Origin of the sequence: Shinella sp. WSJ-2 (genome assembly GCF_003432075.1) — a bacterium.
GTDB lineage: Bacteria > Pseudomonadota > Alphaproteobacteria > Rhizobiales > Rhizobiaceae > Shinella.
The window spans coordinates 283,327-298,881 of sequence record NZ_QWBU01000002.1 but is presented as its reverse complement, the minus strand read 5'-3'; the positions used below and the strand labels follow the sequence as shown (position 1 = coordinate 298,881).

Annotated in this window: 17 protein-coding genes and 1 riboswitch; of the genes, 11 read left to right on the top strand and 6 right to left on the bottom strand. The window is 65.0% G+C overall.

The window, feature by feature from the left end:
• The first annotated feature begins 31 nt into the window (after positions 1-31).
• Together D0Y60_RS05595 and coaBC are read left to right on the top strand one after the other, a co-directional pair.
• Positions 32-259, top strand: a complete 228-nt coding sequence (locus D0Y60_RS05595) for a hypothetical protein (RefSeq protein WP_117367645.1) — start codon at positions 32-34, stop codon at positions 257-259.
• A gap of 104 nt (positions 260-363) precedes the next feature.
• Positions 364-1,569, top strand: coding sequence for a bifunctional phosphopantothenoylcysteine decarboxylase/phosphopantothenate--cysteine ligase CoaBC (gene coaBC / locus D0Y60_RS05590; protein ID WP_117367643.1), 1,206 nt, complete (start codon positions 364-366; stop codon positions 1,567-1,569).
• Here coaBC and D0Y60_RS05585 read toward each other — a convergent pair.
• A complete protein-coding gene (locus tag D0Y60_RS05585) occupies positions 1,562-2,383 on the bottom strand; it encodes a class II glutamine amidotransferase (RefSeq protein WP_117367641.1) in 822 nt (273 codons plus the stop codon). The two genes, coaBC and D0Y60_RS05585, sit on opposite strands and share 8 nt — an antisense overlap.
• A gap of 272 nt (positions 2,384-2,655) precedes the next feature.
• Here D0Y60_RS05585 and D0Y60_RS05580 point away from each other — a divergent pair, with 272 nt between their 5' ends.
• The 4 genes from D0Y60_RS05580 (at position 2,656) to D0Y60_RS05565 (ending at position 5,571) form a co-directional block, all read left to right on the top strand.
• Complete coding sequence (locus tag D0Y60_RS05580) at positions 2,656-3,567, top strand: pirin family protein (RefSeq protein ID WP_117367639.1); 912 nt, start codon at positions 2,656-2,658, stop codon at positions 3,565-3,567.
• Positions 3,568-3,622: 55 nt separating this feature from the next.
• A complete protein-coding gene (locus D0Y60_RS05575) occupies positions 3,623-4,027 on the top strand; it encodes a GFA family protein (protein ID WP_117367637.1) in 405 nt (134 codons plus the stop codon).
• Between the two features lie 4 nt (positions 4,028-4,031).
• On the top strand, positions 4,032-4,832 hold the full coding sequence (locus D0Y60_RS05570) for an AraC family transcriptional regulator (protein ID WP_117367635.1): 801 nt from the start codon (positions 4,032-4,034) through the stop codon (positions 4,830-4,832).
• 127 nt (positions 4,833-4,959) lie between these two features.
• The gene (locus tag D0Y60_RS05565) at positions 4,960-5,571 is read left to right on the top strand and encodes a LysE family translocator (RefSeq protein WP_117368402.1); all 612 of its coding nucleotides are present in this window, start codon (positions 4,960-4,962) and stop codon (positions 5,569-5,571) included.
• On the opposite strand, the gene thiD is transcribed toward D0Y60_RS05565, so the two are convergent.
• Together thiD and D0Y60_RS05555 are read right to left on the bottom strand one after the other, a co-directional pair.
• Entirely contained in the window at positions 5,568-6,380 is an 813-nt protein-coding gene (thiD, locus tag D0Y60_RS05560; RefSeq protein WP_117367633.1) for a bifunctional hydroxymethylpyrimidine kinase/phosphomethylpyrimidine kinase, read from the bottom strand. The genes D0Y60_RS05565 and thiD overlap by 4 nt on opposite strands.
• Before the next feature lie 42 nt (positions 6,381-6,422).
• Positions 6,423-6,519, bottom strand: a riboswitch (TPP riboswitch).
• A 67-nt stretch (positions 6,520-6,586) separates the two neighbouring features.
• A complete protein-coding gene (locus tag D0Y60_RS05555) occupies positions 6,587-8,167 on the bottom strand; it encodes a peptide chain release factor 3 (RefSeq protein WP_117367631.1) in 1,581 nt (526 codons plus the stop codon).
• 95 nt (positions 8,168-8,262) lie between these two features.
• Between D0Y60_RS05555 and dut the strand changes: the two genes are divergently transcribed.
• Together dut and D0Y60_RS05545 are read left to right on the top strand one after the other, a co-directional pair.
• Entirely contained in the window at positions 8,263-8,730 is a 468-nt protein-coding gene (gene dut, locus D0Y60_RS05550) for a dUTP diphosphatase (protein WP_117367629.1), read from the top strand.
• Between the two features lie 4 nt (positions 8,731-8,734).
• On the top strand, positions 8,735-9,622 hold the full coding sequence (locus D0Y60_RS05545) for a GNAT family N-acetyltransferase (protein ID WP_117367627.1): 888 nt from the start codon (positions 8,735-8,737) through the stop codon (positions 9,620-9,622).
• Here D0Y60_RS05545 and D0Y60_RS05540 read toward each other — a convergent pair whose 3' ends face one another.
• Positions 9,623-10,255 (bottom strand): LysE family translocator, encoded by a 633-nt coding sequence (locus tag D0Y60_RS05540; protein ID WP_199564110.1) that lies wholly within the window; start codon positions 10,253-10,255, stop codon positions 9,623-9,625.
• 163 nt (positions 10,256-10,418) lie between these two features.
• Here D0Y60_RS05540 and D0Y60_RS05535 point away from each other — a divergent pair, with 163 nt between their 5' ends.
• The 3 genes from D0Y60_RS05535 to D0Y60_RS05525 all read left to right on the top strand — a co-directional run bounded on the left by D0Y60_RS05535 (position 10,419) and on the right by D0Y60_RS05525 (position 12,694).
• Positions 10,419-11,036 carry a LysE family translocator gene (locus tag D0Y60_RS05535; RefSeq protein ID WP_117367625.1) on the top strand — a complete coding sequence of 206 codons (618 nt, stop codon included), beginning with the start codon at positions 10,419-10,421 and terminating at the stop codon, positions 11,034-11,036.
• Positions 11,037-11,164: 128 nt separating this feature from the next.
• Positions 11,165-12,133: a cysteine synthase A gene (cysK, locus tag D0Y60_RS05530; protein WP_117367623.1), complete on the top strand. Its 969-nt coding sequence runs from the start codon at positions 11,165-11,167 to the stop codon at positions 12,131-12,133.
• Between the two features lie 165 nt (positions 12,134-12,298).
• On the top strand, positions 12,299-12,694 hold the full coding sequence (locus D0Y60_RS05525) for a VOC family protein (protein ID WP_117367621.1): 396 nt from the start codon (positions 12,299-12,301) through the stop codon (positions 12,692-12,694).
• 49 nt (positions 12,695-12,743) lie between these two features.
• Here D0Y60_RS05525 and D0Y60_RS05520 read toward each other — a convergent pair whose 3' ends face one another.
• Both D0Y60_RS05520 and gshB read right to left on the bottom strand, forming a co-directional pair.
• Positions 12,744-14,273: a YifB family Mg chelatase-like AAA ATPase gene (locus tag D0Y60_RS05520; RefSeq protein ID WP_117367619.1), complete on the bottom strand. Its 1,530-nt coding sequence runs from the start codon at positions 14,271-14,273 to the stop codon at positions 12,744-12,746.
• Between the two features lie 245 nt (positions 14,274-14,518).
• The gene (gshB, locus tag D0Y60_RS05515) at positions 14,519-15,463 is read right to left on the bottom strand and encodes a glutathione synthase (protein ID WP_117367617.1); all 945 of its coding nucleotides are present in this window, start codon (positions 15,461-15,463) and stop codon (positions 14,519-14,521) included.
• Between the last annotated feature and the right edge of the window lie 92 nt (positions 15,464-15,555).

The following is a 15,555-nucleotide window of genomic DNA, read 5'->3' as shown; positions in this document are numbered from 1 at the left end:
ATTCTCCAAGGGCCAAAAGGGGAGCCGTCCCATGCGCAAGATCACGCTTTTATTCGCCGTTGCCGCCTTGTCGTTCAGCAGCCTCGCCGCACCCGCATTTGCCGGCAGGATGCCGGACGGATCGAGTCTTCAGACCGGCGGCACCGTCGAATTCGTGACCCATTACTACGGGCACAAGCCGAAGTGTTTCTGGAAGAAGGTCAAGAAATACGACTATTACGGCAACCTCATCATCAAGAAGGTGAAGGTCTGCCACTAAGGCATCCGCGCCGGCCAAGGCTTGGAAATGCCGCGGCAACGGGGTAGGACGGGGTGACCGTCCTCTCCAGGGCGGACTTGCGCCTCTTGAGTCCGGGACTTGCCATGCCGCTTGCAGGAAAACGCATTCTTCTCGTCATGTCGGGCGGCATCGCCGCCTATAAGAGCCTCGATCTCATCCGTCGCCTGCGCGAGCGCGGCGCGGAGGTGCGGCCGGTCATGACGGCGGGGGCGCAGCAGTTCGTGACGCCGCTGGCCGTCGGCGCGCTGTCGTCGGGCCATGTCTATACGGAGCTGTTTTCCCGCGAGGACGAACAGGATGTCGGGCATATCCGGCTGGCGCGTGATTGCGACCTGATCGTCGTCGCGCCCGCCACCGCCGACCTCATGGCCAAGATGGCGAACGGCCTTGCCGACGACCTGGCCTCGACCGTGCTGCTCGCCACCGATCGTCCGGTGCTAGTGGCGCCGGCCATGAACCCGAAAATGTGGGCGCACGCCGCGACCGGCCGCAATGTCGAGACGCTGCGCAAGGATGGCATCGCCTTCGTCGGCCCCAATGCCGGCGAGATGGCGGAAAGCGGCGAAGCCGGCTTCGGGCGCATGGCCGAGCCGATGGAGATCGTCGCAGCGGTAGAGCGCCTGCTCGATGATGGCACAAAGCCGCTGGCCGGCCGCACGGCCTTGGTGACGTCGGGCCCGACCCATGAGCCGATCGACCCCGTGCGCTACATCGCCAACCGCTCCTCCGGCCGGCAGGGCCATGCCATTGCCGAAGCTCTCGCGCGGCTCGGTGCGGATGTGACGCTCGTGTCCGGTCCCGTCACGATTCCCGATCCCAAGGGTGTGAAGGTCGTCCATGTCGAGCAGGCGGCCGAGATGCTGGACGCCGTGCTGGCAAGGCTGCCCGCCGATATCGCCGTGATGGTTGCGGCCGTGGCCGACTGGCGCGTGGCGACACCGAACAGCGAGAAGATCAAGAAGCAGCCGGGCGAAGGCCCGCCGCCGCTGATGCTGACGGAAAATCCGGATATCCTGAAGACCGTCGGCCACAGCGACAAGCGCCCGACGGTCGTCGTCGGCTTTGCCGCGGAAACGCAGGACGTGGAGAGCAACGGCCGCATCAAGCTTCAGAAGAAGGGTGCGGACCTGATCATCGCCAATGACGTCTCGCCGGAAACCGGCATCATGGGCGGGACGCGCAACAGCGTGAAGCTGATAACCAGCGACGGAATCGAGGCATGGCCGGACCTCTCCAAGGACGACGTGGCGGATCGCCTCGCCGGCTGGATCGCCCACCGGCTTACTTGACGAGGCTGAGCTTCGCTTCCATGGCGCTGGCCGGACGGCCGGCGGGCGAGAAGATGCGCACGTCCACGCCGTTTTCGCCGAGAACGACGGCGCTGCCGTCGGGGATTTCCACCCAGGCTTCCGTATCGTCGTTCAAGGGTTCGGAAACGAGGCAATAGCCGCCCGTCTCGCCCATCGGCGCGGCATAGAGCGTCGGGGCCTTGTAATCCGTCGCATAGCGCACGGCATAGAGCTGCTTGCCATCCGTGAAGGCGGCGGTGAACCTCACCAGAACTTGGCGATCGAGATGGGCAGCGAGGCGCTCGACGAAGGCGATGGTCTCGGCCATGGCGCCTAGCGGATCGCGCGCCAGGCCGAATTGCAGCGCCAGCAGGAACAGCAGCTCTGAATCCGTCGAGCCGGTGCGGGCGTGGTAGAGGTCGTTGTCGAGCATGGTTTCGAGCGGCCGGCGCAGATGCTCGAAATCGGCGATCTGGCCATTGTGCATGAAGGACCAGATGCCGTTGACGAAGGGATGGCAATTGTCGCGCCGCGTGCCGCCGCCGGTCGCCGCGCGCACATGGGCGAGGAAGAGCGGCGAGCGGACCTGGCTTGCAATGCTCCTGAGGTTGCAGTCCGACCAGGCGGGCAGGATATCGCGGTAGCGGCCGGGCTCCGGGCGCTCGCCATACCAGGCAATGCCGAAACCGTCGCCATTGGTGGCCGTCTTGGCGCGGGTGGCGCAGTGGGATTGCTCGATCAGCGAGTGCGCGGGCGAGGACACCAGTTCCTCAAGGAAAAGCGGCTCTCCGCGATAGGCTGCCCAACGGCACATGACACTTCCCGCTTGTTTGGACCGGCGCGAACCGGTGTGAGATACGACGCATTAACCATGGCACTGCCCGGATTTTCAACGCAAATGGGTAAAAATGCGTTAACGAATGTAAACGGGGCGAGACCATGCGTGTCATTCTGACGGCGGGCAGCGCGCGCGGCAGTTTCTGGTGAAACAGGATTTTGTGAACAGTCCGTTCTGCGGCGGCCAGATTTCGTGAACGATGGGCTGGGCGTATAAGGGCTCCAGCACTCCAAACGAAAGGACTTCCGATGTCCATACGCCCCATCAAACACGAAAGCATCGCCCGCCCCGCCATGGAAGGCGCCGGCGTGAAGCTGCACCGCGTCTTCGGCTTCGGCGATCCGTCCATGACCGATCCCTTCCTGATGATGGACGATTTCCGCAACGACGACCCGCAGGATTACATTCGCGGCTTCCCCTGGCATCCGCATCGCGGCATCGAGACCATCACCTATGTGCTCGCCGGCTCCGTCGAACATGGCGACAGCCTCGGCAATCACGGCGTGATGGGTGCCGGCGACGTGCAGTGGATGACCGCCGGCAGCGGTATCCTGCACCAGGAAATGCCGCGCGGCGATTTCGCCGGCAAGATGCACGGCTTCCAGCTCTGGGCCAACCTGCCCTCGTCGCTGAAGATGACCGCGCCGCGCTACCAGGATATCAAGTCCGGCGATATCCCCGTCGTCGTCGATGACGACGGAACGGTGGCTCGTATCATCGCCGGCAGTTTCTGGGGCAAGACCGGCCCGGTCGATGGCATCGCCGCCGAGCCTGTCTATCTCGACATCTCCGTGCCGCCGGGTCAGACCAAGCGCCTGCCGGTCGATACCTACCGCTCGGCCTTCGCCTATATCTTCGCCGGCTCGGGCACGTTCCGCGATGCGTCGAAACCGTTTGGCGTGAAGGTGGAGAAGGAATTCCAGGGCGAGGAGCTAAACATCCGCGACCTCTCAGGCAACCGCACGCTGGTCGTGTTCGACACCGGCGACGAGGTGACGGTGCAGGCCGGCGAAAAGGGCATCCGCTTCCTGCTCGTCTCCGGCAAGCCGATCCAGGAGCCCGTCGCCTGGCATGGCCCGATCGTGATGAACACGCAGGCCGAGCTGGAACAGGCCATGCGCGAACTGCGCAACGGCACCTTCATCAAGCCAGCGCATTGACGCCTGCCTGTGAAACTCTATCCTTCCGCCGTATCGCACGGCGGAAGGATTGTTCATGCGCATCGACGGGCAATGCCATTGTGGCTTCGTGACCTATGAGGCCGAGATCGATCCCGATGCGGTCATGATCTGTCATTGCACGGATTGCCAGCGGCTGACCGGTTCGCCCTATCGCGTCACCGTACGTGCCGCGCGCGAGGCCGTGCGCCTGACCGGAAATCAGCCGAAAATCTACACCAAGATCGCCGGAAGCGGCCGCCCACGCCTGCTGTCCTTCTGCCCCGAATGCGGCACACCGCTTTTCTCGACGGGAACGGGAGAGGCGGCAGCGACCTGGGGCATCCGCTGGGGCAGCATCAACCAGCGCGCGGACCTGAAACCGGTGCGGCAGATATGGTGTTCCTCCGCCGCCGACTGGTTCGGCGAGACCGCCGCCCTTCCCGGCACACCCCAGGAATAGAGGCATGGCCGCCGGGCGCTTCCAGATCCTGCGCACGGCCATCGACGGCATCGAGGCCGTTGTCGCCGACAGCAGCCACACATTCGCACGTCACAGCCACGACACCTATGGCATTGGCATGATCGAGCGCGGCGCGCAGACCTCGGCGAGCGGGCGCGGCAGGGTCGAGGCGAAGGCCGGCAACACGATCACCGTCAATCCCGGCGAAGTGCATGATGGCGTGCCTTTCGGCGATGCCCCACGCGCCTGGCGCATGCTGTATCTCCGGCCGGAGATCGTTGCGGCGGCGGCACGGGATATTTTCGAAGGCCGGCCGCGTGAGGAGTTTTATGCACCGGTTCTGGCGGATAGGCGTGTCGGCGCCCTGGCGTCGGCGGCGCTTGCGGCCTTGCTCGACGAACAGGCCGCGCCGCTTGGCCACGAGGAACGGCTGCTCCTGCTGCTCGCGGCCGTGCTGCGCGAACAGCCGGCAAAACGGGCCGGCATCGCCGCCTCGGGCGTCGATCGTGCCCGCGAAAAACTCGACAGCATGCCGGCGGCCACTATCACCCTCGAAGACCTTGCGGAAGAAAGCGGGCTTGGCCGTTTCCGGCTGGTACGCGACTTTGCCCGCGTGACCGGGCTGACGCCGCATGCCTATCTCATCCAGCGCCGCACCGAGCTGGCCCGCCGGCTGATCGCGGCGGGAACGCCGCTCGCCGAAGCCGCAGCGCAAGCAGGCTTTGCCGACCAGAGCCATATGACGCGCAATTTCACCCGCCGCTACGGCTATACGCCCGGCGCCTACCACGCCGCCCTCGCCTAGCGACTTTTCGCAATTCCGGACGCAAAACCGCTCCGCACTTTTGCTGGAATTGCTTGGCCGCAATTTCGTTCAAGACCACCCTGGCCGCTCCGGTGTTTCCTGCACGCTCCTCAGCATGGAACATCACATGACCACCGAATTCCTCATCACCTCGCTCGTCGTCATCCTGCTGCCCGGCACCGGCGTCATCTATACGCTGGCGCTCGGCATCAGCGGTGGCTTTCGCGCCGGCCTGCTTGCCGCTTTCGGCTGCACGCTCGGCATCATCCCGCATATCCTCGCCAGCGTCGTCGGCCTTGCCGCCGTGCTGCATGCCAGCGCGCTCGCCTTCGAGGTGTTGCGCTACGCGGGCGTCGCCTATCTCATCTTCATCGCCTGGAGCCTCCTGAAGGATTCGAGCGCGCTCGATCTCGGGCCGGATCAGCCGGCGGAACGGGCATCGCGCATCGTGCGGAAAGGCATCTTCACCAATATCTTCAACCCGAAGCAATCGCTGTTCTTCCTGGCCTTCCTGCCGCAATTCGTACCCGCACAGGCCCCTGACGTCACTGCGCGCATGCTCATCCTCGGCGCCATCTTCATGGCGCTGACCTTCCTCGTCTTCGCGCTCTACGCAGCACTTGCCGCAGGCCTGCGCCAGCAAGTGCTGAGCCGGCCGAGGATCATGGTCTGGACCCAGCGCAGCTTCGCCGCCGCGCTCGGCCTGATGGGCCTGCGATTGGCGCTTGCCGATCGCTAGCTCCAGAGCGCGTGAAAATGGTGCAGCGGGCCGTGGCCTGAGCCGACGGTCAGCGCATCCGAGCCGCGCACGGCGCCGGCAATGTAGCTTTTTGCCGCCGCCACGGCATCCGACAGCGTCTTGCCCTTGCCGAGTTCGGCCGCAATGGCGCTCGATAGCGAGCAGCCGGTGCCATGGGTGTTGCGCGTCAGGACGCGCACGCCCTCGAACCAGCGCAGGCGATCGCGCGTCGCCAGCACATCCGGGCTCTGGTTGCCGGGCAGGTGCCCACCCTTCAGCAGCACCGCCTTGGGGCCAAGCGCCAGCAGGCGGTTCGCCTGATCCGCCATCGTCTCCCGGTCCGTTGCCTCCGCCTCGCCGAGCAGGGCGGCCGCCTCCGGCAGGTTGGGCGTGAGCACCGTGGCGAGCGGCAGCAGGCGGCGCATCAGGGCATCGACGGCCTCGCGCGCCAGAAGCGATGCGCCACCCTTGGCGACCATGACGGGATCGAGCACCAGCGGCGTGCTGCGATGGGTGGCAAGCGCATTGGCCACCGCCTCCACGATATCCGCGGAAGCGATCATGCCGATCTTCACCGCATGAACCCGCACATCGGCGAAGACATCCCGAATCTGCGCCGCGACGAAATCCGCCGGCACGAGATGCACGCCCGACACCCCTTGCGTGTTCTGCGCCGTCAGCGCCGTCAGCACGGCCATGCCATAGGTGCCGCGTGCCGCGAAGGTCTTGAGATCGGCCTGGATGCCGGCGCCGCCGGAGGGGTCGGAGCCCGCGATGGAGAGGATGTTTGCGATGGTCGTCTCGGCCATGGAGCCTCCTTGCGACGGAGGCAGCCGTGGGGCGCAAAGCGATGAGGCACCCGTTCGACTCCCTCCGCCGGCATGATCCGGTTCAGGTTCAAAGGGTGCTTCTCAGCCCGCCTTGCGGCGGACGCCCCTGTCCAAGCATTGCTTTTCGCAAATGAAAAGCCGCCTGTCATCTTGAAAGTGACAGGCGGCAAAATGGCAGGCGCGCGTTACGCCTTGGTGACGTGATATTCCTTAATGGCCACCATCTTGATCGCCGGATAACGCTCCGCCTCGTAGCGCAGCGAGAAACTGTCCTGCGCCAGGAATACAGGGTCGCCATCGAGGTCGCGCGCGATATCGCCACGGCGCTGGGTGACAAACTTGTCAAGTTCCGTGGCGCTATCGGACGAAATCCAGCGGCAGACCGAGAAGCGCGACATCTCGAAGGAGACGGGCAGGCCATATTCCTGCTGCAGACGTTCCTTCAGAACGTCGAGCTGCAGCGCGCCGACGACGCCGACGATGGCGGGCGAGCCGTCTTCCGGCGAGAAGAGCTGTACGACGCCCTCTTCCGCCATCTGCTGCAAGGCTTCCTTGAGCTTCTTGGCCTTCATCGCGTCTTCCAGCCGCACGCGGCGCAGGATTTCCGGCGCGAAGTTCGGCACGCCTTCGAAGACCAGCGCTTCGCCTTCCGTCAGCGTATCGCCGATCCTGAGCGTGCCATGGTTCGGGATGCCCACCACGTCGCCGGCATAGGCCGTATCGGCCAGTTGGCGCTGCGAGGCGAAGAAGAACTGCGGCGCCGAGAGGCCGATGGTCTTGCCGGTGCGGGCAAGGCGCACCTTCATGCCGCGCTCCAGCATGCCGGAGCAGACGCGGGCAAAGGCGATACGGTCGCGATGGTTCGGGTCCATGTTGGCCTGGATCTTGAAGACAAAGGCCGTCATCTTGTCCTCGGCGGCATGGACCTTGCGCACATCGGCGATCTGGTCACGCGGCGGCGGCGCGAAGGCGCCGAGTGCGTTGATGAGATCGCGCACACCGAAATTGCGGAGCGCCGAACCAAAGAAGACGGGTGTCATATGACCTTCGAGGAAGGCTTCGCGGTCGAACGGACGGCAGGCCTCGCGCGCCAGTTCCATTTCTTCGACGAAGGCCTGGCGCTCGTTTTCCGGCAGGCTCTTGGCGACTTCGGCTGCGTCGTCCATCTTCGTCGGCTGCACCTGCGTGTCCGAGCCACGATAGGTGCGGTCGGCGAGGTGATAGGAACCGGAAAACGTCTTGGAACGGCCGACCGGCCAGGTGACCGGCGCGGTATCGAGCGCCAGCTTCTCTTCCACCTCGTCGAGGATTTCGAAGGGATCGCGGCTTTCGCGGTCCATCTTGTTGACGAAGGTGATGATCGGGATATCGCGCAGTCGGCAGACTTCGAAGAGCTTAAGCGTCCGCGGCTCGATACCCTTGGCAGCGTCGATGACCATGACGGCGGCATCGACGGCCGTCAGCGTGCGGTAGGTGTCGTCGGCGAAGTCCTCGTGGCCGGGCGTATCGAGGATGTTGAAGACGTTGCCGTCATATTCGAAGGTCATGACCGAGGTCACGACCGAGATGCCGCGCTCGCGCTCGATCTTCATCCAGTCCGACCGCGTCTGGATGCGGTCCTTCTTTGCCTTCACTTCGCCGGCGAGCTGGATAGCGCCGCCGAACAGCAGCAGCTTTTCGGTGAGCGTGGTTTTACCGGCGTCCGGGTGCGCGATGATCGCGAAGGTGCGGCGGCGGGAGACCGCCTCGGCGAGGGTTTCAGCCATTTTTTCTGCAATATCCTGTGAGTTGCCGGCGTCTTTACAGGCTCCGCCGCGAAGATGCAATTGACGCGCTGCCGCCACGGCCGGCTTATAGCCGCATGACCGCCCCCGCCCAGCCCACCCTTTCGCTCGTCCGCCTACCGCATGGCGAGGGCATCGATCTGCCCGCCTATGAGACGCCGGGTGCCGCCGGCATGGACCTGCGCGCCGCCGTGGAAGCCGATGCGCCGCTCACGCTCGCACCGAGCAAGCGCACGCTGGTGCCGACCGGCTTCGTCTTCGAAGTGCCCTTCGGCTACGAGGCGCAGATCCGCCCGCGTTCAGGTCTCGCCTTCAAGAACGGCATCACCTGCCTCAACACGCCCGGCACCATCGACAGCGATTATCGCGGCGAGGTGAAAGTGCTGCTCGTCAATCTCGGCGAAGAGCCCTTTGTGATCGAGCGCGGCATGCGCATCGCCCAGATGGTGATCGCCCCGGTCACGCAAGTAGCCGTGCGCGAGGCGACGGACGCCAGCGAGACCGCACGCGGCGCCGGCGGCTTTGGCTCGACCGGCGTGCGCTGAGACGATGACGGGCCATCCTGCGCTCGTTTTCCGCGCGAACTATTTCGGCGATCCGGCGGCTTCGCTGGCGCTTGCCGCCCTGCTCGACGACACGTTCGGCATCGATGTAACGATCCTCGACCGGCTCGGCGGGCCGGACCCGACCGGCGTGCCCTTCGCCTGGTTCGACGCATCCGGCACCTGCATCGCCAATATCAGCGCCTTCTCGATGCCGCTGGTCATCAACGGCAATTTCACCCGCGCCGCGGGACTGCAATCGGGCGCGGTGCGGCCGGATTTTCGCGGGCGCGGCCTGTTCCGCTCCGTCATGGAAGCCGCCCTCGACTATTGCGACAGTGAGGGTTTTGAAGCCGTGGCGCTGCTGACCGACAAGCCCACCCTCTACGAGCGCTACGGCTTCCGGGCGCTCGCGCAGCATCGTTTCGCAAGCCCGGCACCAAAAGGCGGCCGGGCTGGCGCAACGCGGCAACTCGATATGGCCAATGATGCGGATGTGACATTGCTTCGCCGGCTCCTGAGTGGTCGTCGCCCGGTTTCCGATCGTTTCGCGCCGCTGCGGCAGGTCGAGATGTTTCTGTTCAACGCCGCGCTGATGCCGGATCTCCGGCTCGACCTCATGGAAGAGGACGGTTCCGTCATCGCCTGGCAACAGGGTGAAGACGGAACCTTCGAACTGTTCGATGTGGCCGGTGCGCAAATCCCTGCCCTTACCGATATCCTAGCGAGCCTGCGGATCACGCCGTCAAAAATCCGCGTGCACTTTGCGCCCGATCATCTGGACTGGACCGGCGAGGCCATCGCCGACGAAGGCGGTATGGCGCTCATGCTCCGCGGGGCGGAAGGCCTGCTGCCGCAAAAACCCTTCGCGCTGCCGCCAATGGCAGAGTTCTGATCAGCGTCCCGCGTCCGTCGCCATGCGCAGCGCCAGCCCCGCCAGCATGGTGCCCATCAGCCAGCGCTGCACGAGCGCCCAGCGCGGGCGGGTGGCGAGAAGGGCGGCCACCGAGCCGGCGGACAAGGCTATCAGCCCGTTGATGCTGACGGCGATGACGATCTGCGTGCCGCCCAGCACCAGCGCCTGCAGGAAGACATGGCCCCTTGCCGGATCGATGAACTGCGGCAGCAGCGAGAGATAGAGTACAGCCACTTTGGGGTTCAGCAGATTGGTGAGAAGCCCCATGAGGAAGAGTTTGCGATTGCCGTCGCGCGGCAGGGTCTTCACCGCGAAAGGCGAACGCCCGCCGGGGCGCAACGCCTGCCAGGCCAGCCAGGCGAGATAGAGCGCGCCGGCAAAACGCAACGCATCATAGGCATAGGGCACGGCCATCAGCAGCGCTGTGATGCCGAGTGCGGCGGCAAACAAATAGAACACGAAACCGAGTGCCACGCCGCCGAGCGAAACAAGCCCCGCCGCCGGCCCCTGGCAGATCGAGCGGGAGACGAGATAAAGCATGTTCGGCCCTGGCGTCAGCACCATCCCGAGCGCGATGAGGGCGAAGGCGGCAAGGCTGGTCAAATCGGGCACGATATGTCTCCGCTGGATCGGTAAAGAAGGCTTATCTTCCGCCCCCTGAGGCCGCAAGAATCGCACTTGTCCCGGTGACAAGAGTGCCGGTAGCGCACGGCCAGCCGGACCATTGCCGGAAAATGCGGCTGGGCGTAAAAGGGAGGTGCCCAAGGAGATTCCCATGACCCTCGCCGTCCTCATCGCCTATAGCGGCGCCTTGTTCATTGCCGCCATCATTCCCGGTCCCGGCATTACGGCGATCGTCGCCCGCGCGCTCGGCTCCGGCTTCCGGCCGACCTTCTTCATGGGGCTTGGGCTCATCCTCGGCGATATGGTCTATCTGACGGCGGTCATTCTCGGCCTTGCCTTCATCGCCCAGACCTTCACCACCGCCTTCATGCTGATCAAGATCGCCGGCGCGCTCTATCTCGGCTACATCGCCTGGAAGCTCTGGACGGGTGGGCTGCTGCCGCAGAACATCGAGGAGCAGCGCTCCACCAGCATGACCATGTCGTTCCTGTCCGGCCTGTTCGTGACACTGGGCAATCCCAAGACCATGCTGTTCTATGTCGCGCTCGTGCCGACGCTGGTCGATCTCGAGTCGATCGGCCTCAAGGACTACGGCGTGCTGCTGGCCGCTACCTTCGTGGTTCTGCTCATCGTGGTCGTGCCCTATATCGCGCTCGCCGCGCGTGCCCGGGTTCTGCTCAAGCAGCCGAAGGCGTTGCAGCGGCTGAACCGCGTCGCCGCCGGCATTCTCGCAGGGACTGCGGCCTATATCGCCACCCGCGCAGCATGATGGTTTCTCAGGCTTTTGCCCGCTGGCAATCCGATTATTCCGTTTGAAACCGTTTTCCCGCGAAATCCGGACTCGTCTCGCGTCGCGTTCGCTCCTATCTTCTCTTCGACAATAACGAGGAGACCCCGATGAGCGAACCCCGCAAGCCCGGCCGCGGCCGTATCTACGCCTCCATCACCGAGACCATCGGCGATACGCCGATCGTGCGGCTCGACAAGTTTGCCAAGGAAAAGGGCATCGTCGCCAACCTTCTGGCGAAGCTCGAATTCTTCAATCCGATCGCCTCGGTCAAGGACCGCATCGGTGTGGCGATGATCGAGGCGCTGGAAGCCCAGGGCAAGATCACGCCCGGCACATCGACGCTGGTCGAGCCCACCTCTGGCAATACCGGCATCGCGCTCGCCTTCGCCGCCGCCGCCAAAGGCTACCGCCTCATCCTCACCATGCCGGAGACCATGTCGGTCGAGCGGCGCAAGATGCTCGCCCTGCTCGGCGCCGAACTGGTGCTGACCGAAGGGCCGAAGGGCATGAAGGGCGCCATCGCCATGGCCGAGGAACTGGCCAGCACTATTCCCGGCGCCGTCATTCCCCAGCAGTTCGAAAACCCGGCCAATCCGGAAATTCATCGCAACACGACCGCTGAAGAAATCTGGAACGACACTGATGGTGCCGTCGACATCCTCGTCTCGGGCATCGGCACGGGCGGCACGATCACCGGCGTGGGACAGGTCCTGAAGGCCCGGAAACCCGGCTTCCGGGTTGTTGCAGTCGAGCCGGCCGACAGCCCGGTTCTCTCGGGCGGCAACCCCGGCCCGCACAAGATCCAGGGCATCGGCGCCGGCTTTGCCCCCGCCATCCTCGACAAGGATATCTATGACGAGGTCGTGACCGTGAGCAATGACGAGGCCTTCGCCAATGCCCGCCTCGTGGCGCGGCTTGAAGGCGTGCCGGTCGGCATTTCCTCGGGCGCGGCCCTCACAGCCGCCGCGAAGGTAGGCAGCCGTCCAGAGAACGCCGGCAAGACCATCGTCGTCATCATCCCGTCCTTCGCTGAGCGCTATCTTTCGACCGCTCTCTTCGAAGGGCTTGCAAGCTGACGTCTTTCCGGCGAGCGCCGGTTTGGCGGAAGCTCCAAAGGTTTTGTCTGCCGTATCCCCCAAAGCCGAAGCGAACGCGCTTCGGCTGAATGGCTTGTGCATAAGATCGCCGCATGGCCCGGCCTTGCGGCATCCAAGTCCAAACCAATTATCGTCCTCTCCCCCATGCTTCACCACCTCTCTCTCGGCGTTCACGACATCGACCGTGCGGCGGCTTTCTACGACGCCGCGCTTGCGCCGCTCGGCTATACACGCGTCTGGTCCGACCTGCGGCCCGGCGAAGCCGGCCAGGCCGTCGGCTACGGGCTGCCGGGCGGAGGCGACAAGCTGGCCATCAAAGCCGATGACGATGCCCGCGCGCCCGGCGCCGGCTTCCACATCGCCTTTGCCGCACCGAACCGCCCGGCCGTCGATGCCTTCCACGCGGCAGCCACCGCTGCCGGCGGCCGCGACAACGGCCCGCCCGGTCTGCGTCTGCACTACGGCCCCACCTACTATGCCGCCTTCGTCGTCGATCCGGACGGGCATCATATCGAGGCGGTTTTCAAAGGACCGGGGTAACACCGGAGACAGCGGGCGGATGCATATTCGGCCCCGTTGACGTCGACCATCAGGCCGTGACGAGCCGCTCGCCGGCAATCCGGTAGGAAATCGCCTCCGCCAGGTGGATACGACCGACGATCGCGGCTTCGTCGAGATCGGCCAGAGTACGGGCGACCTTGAGGACGCGGTGATAGCCGCGGGCGGAAAAGCGCATCTTCTCCGCGGCATCGCGCAGCAGCTGGAGGCCGGCGGAATCAGGCTCGGCTACTTTTTCAACCAGCGCGGTCGAGGCCCGCGCATTGCTGGTCACCGAGCCCATGCCGAGGCGCGCGAAACGATCGGCCTGCAGGGCGCGGGCCTGGGCGACGCGCCTTGCCACAACCGCACTCGGCTCTCCGGCCATTGGGCGGATAAGATCCGTCGCGGAAACGGCGGGCACGTCGATGCGGATATCGATGCGATCCATCAGCGGGCCGGAGACGCGGGCTTGATAATCGCTCATACAGCGTGGACCGCGCGCGCAGCTGCGGCCGGGCTCGCCCGCCATGCCGCACCGGCAGGGGTTCATGGCCGCGACGAGCTGGACGGCGGCGGGATAGCTGACACGGTGATTGGCGCGCGCGATGATGCATTCGCCGGTTTCGAGCGGCTGGCGTAGCGCATCGAGCGCCTGCGGCGTGAATTCGGGGAGCTCGTCGAGAAATAGGACGCCATTATGCGCGAGCGACACTTCGCCGGGACGCGCCCGCGGCCCGCCGCCCACCAATGCCGCCATGGTGGCGGAATGATGCGGCGTACGGAACGGGCGGCGATCCGACAGGCGCCCGCCGGAAAGCTGGCCGGCAATGGAATGGATCATCGACACTTCCAGCAGCTCGGCCGGGGCAAGCGGCGGCAGGATGGCGGCGAGGCGCGCGGCAAGCATGGATTTTCCCGAGCCGGGCGGACCGACCATCAGGAGATTGTGGCTGCCAGCCGCCGCCACTTCCAGCGCCCGCTTGGCGCTTTCCTGTCCGCGAATATCCAGGAGGTCGGGCAGGTCGCCGGCTGCCGCGCGCACCGCCGGCACTGGGCGGGCGAGAACCTGCGTTCCCTTGAAATGGTTCGCGAGCGCGATCAGGCTACGCGGAGCGAGAATTTCGAGCCCTCCACCAGCCCAGGCCGCTTCCGCACCATTCTCCGCCGGGCAGATCAAGCCCTTGCCGAGTGCATTGGCACCCATGGCGGCAGGAAGCGCGCCGGCGACGGAGGCGACCGTGCCGTCGAGATTGAGTTCGCCGATGACGAGGAAATCCTCCAGCGCATCCGCCGGCACTGCGCCGAGCGCCATCATCAGGCCGAGCGCGATGGCGAGATCGTAGTGGCTGCCTTCCTTGGGCAGATCCGCCGGCGCGAGATTGACCGTCACCCGCTTGGGCGGCAGCGAGAGACCGGAGGCGTGGAGAGCCGCTTGCACCCGCTCGCGGCTTTCCGCCACGGCCTTATCAGCCAAGCCGACGATCTGCATGCCCATCTTGCCGGGCGCCACCATGACCTGCACATCGACAGGCACGCCCTCGATGCCTTGAAATGCAATCGTGCCAACCCGTGCCACCATGATCGCCCCGCCCGTCCTGCAGCGCGCTCAAAGCGCGATGACGCCACAACACTTTTATGCCGAAAGCAGTCCACCAACCCGCCTCTGGGTTGCAGCCGCAAATCTGGCATGAAACACGGAATGAAACAAGAACAATTATAGAACTCGCCGCACGATTTTCCGCGCGTCGGTTGCATTCGGTTGCATTTGTGGAACGAAGCCGGGACGTCCGTGAACAGAACGCCCCGGCAAGGATGGAAACGGCCTCAGCGCTTGCGTTCGATCGCGTCCCAGAGGAGGGCTGCGATGTCGGCGCCGCCGAATTTCTTGACCTCGCGCAGGCCGGTTGGCGAGGTCACGTTGATCTCGGTCATATAGTCGCCGATGACGTCGATGCCGACGAGCAGGAAGCCGCGCTCGCGCAGGGCGGGGCCGATGCGGGCGCAAATTTCCTTCTCACGCGCCGTCAGCTCGGTCGGCTCGGGGCGGCCGCCGGCATGCATGTTGGAGCGGGCATCGTGCTCGGCCGGCACGCGGTTGATCGCGCCCACCGGGTCGCCGTCAACGAGCAGGATGCGCTTGTCGCCCTTGCGGACGTCAGGCAGATATTGCTGGGCGATGAAGGGCTCGCGGAACATCTGGCCGAACATTTCCAGAAGCGAGGACAGGTTGCGGTCGTCCTTGGTGGAATGGAAGACGCCGGCGCCGCCATTGCCGTAGAGCGGCTTCAGGATCATGTCGCCCATCTCGTCGCGGAAGCGGCGGATTTCGGCGGGATCGCGGGTGATCAGCGTCTTCGGCATGAGATCAGCGAATTCGGTGACGAAAATCTTTTCCGGCGAATTGCGCACCCAGGCCGGGTCATTGACCACGAGCGTCTTGGGATGGATGCGCTCCAGGAGATGCGTGGACGTGATGTAGGACATGTCGAATGGCGGGTCCTGCCGCAGCAGAACCACGTCCATGGTCGAGAGATCGACGCGCTCGGGCGCGCCCAGCGTGTAGTGGTCACCCTTGACGTCGCGCAGTTCCATCGGTTCGACGCTGGCATAGACCGTGCCGTCGCGCAGGCTCAGGCGATCAGGCGTGTAATGGAAGAGCTTGTAGCCGCGGGCCTGCGCCTCGAGGCTCATGGCGAAGGTGGAATCGCCCGCGATATTGATGGTCGACACGTGGTCCATCTGGACCGCGACGTTCTTGATCTTAGCCATGAAAGTCCCCTCAGGAATGCCCGACACATTTAGAATGTCGCAGGCGTGAAGACAACGCCGCCGCGGCGAAATCGGCGCGTCTTCGGCAGCCC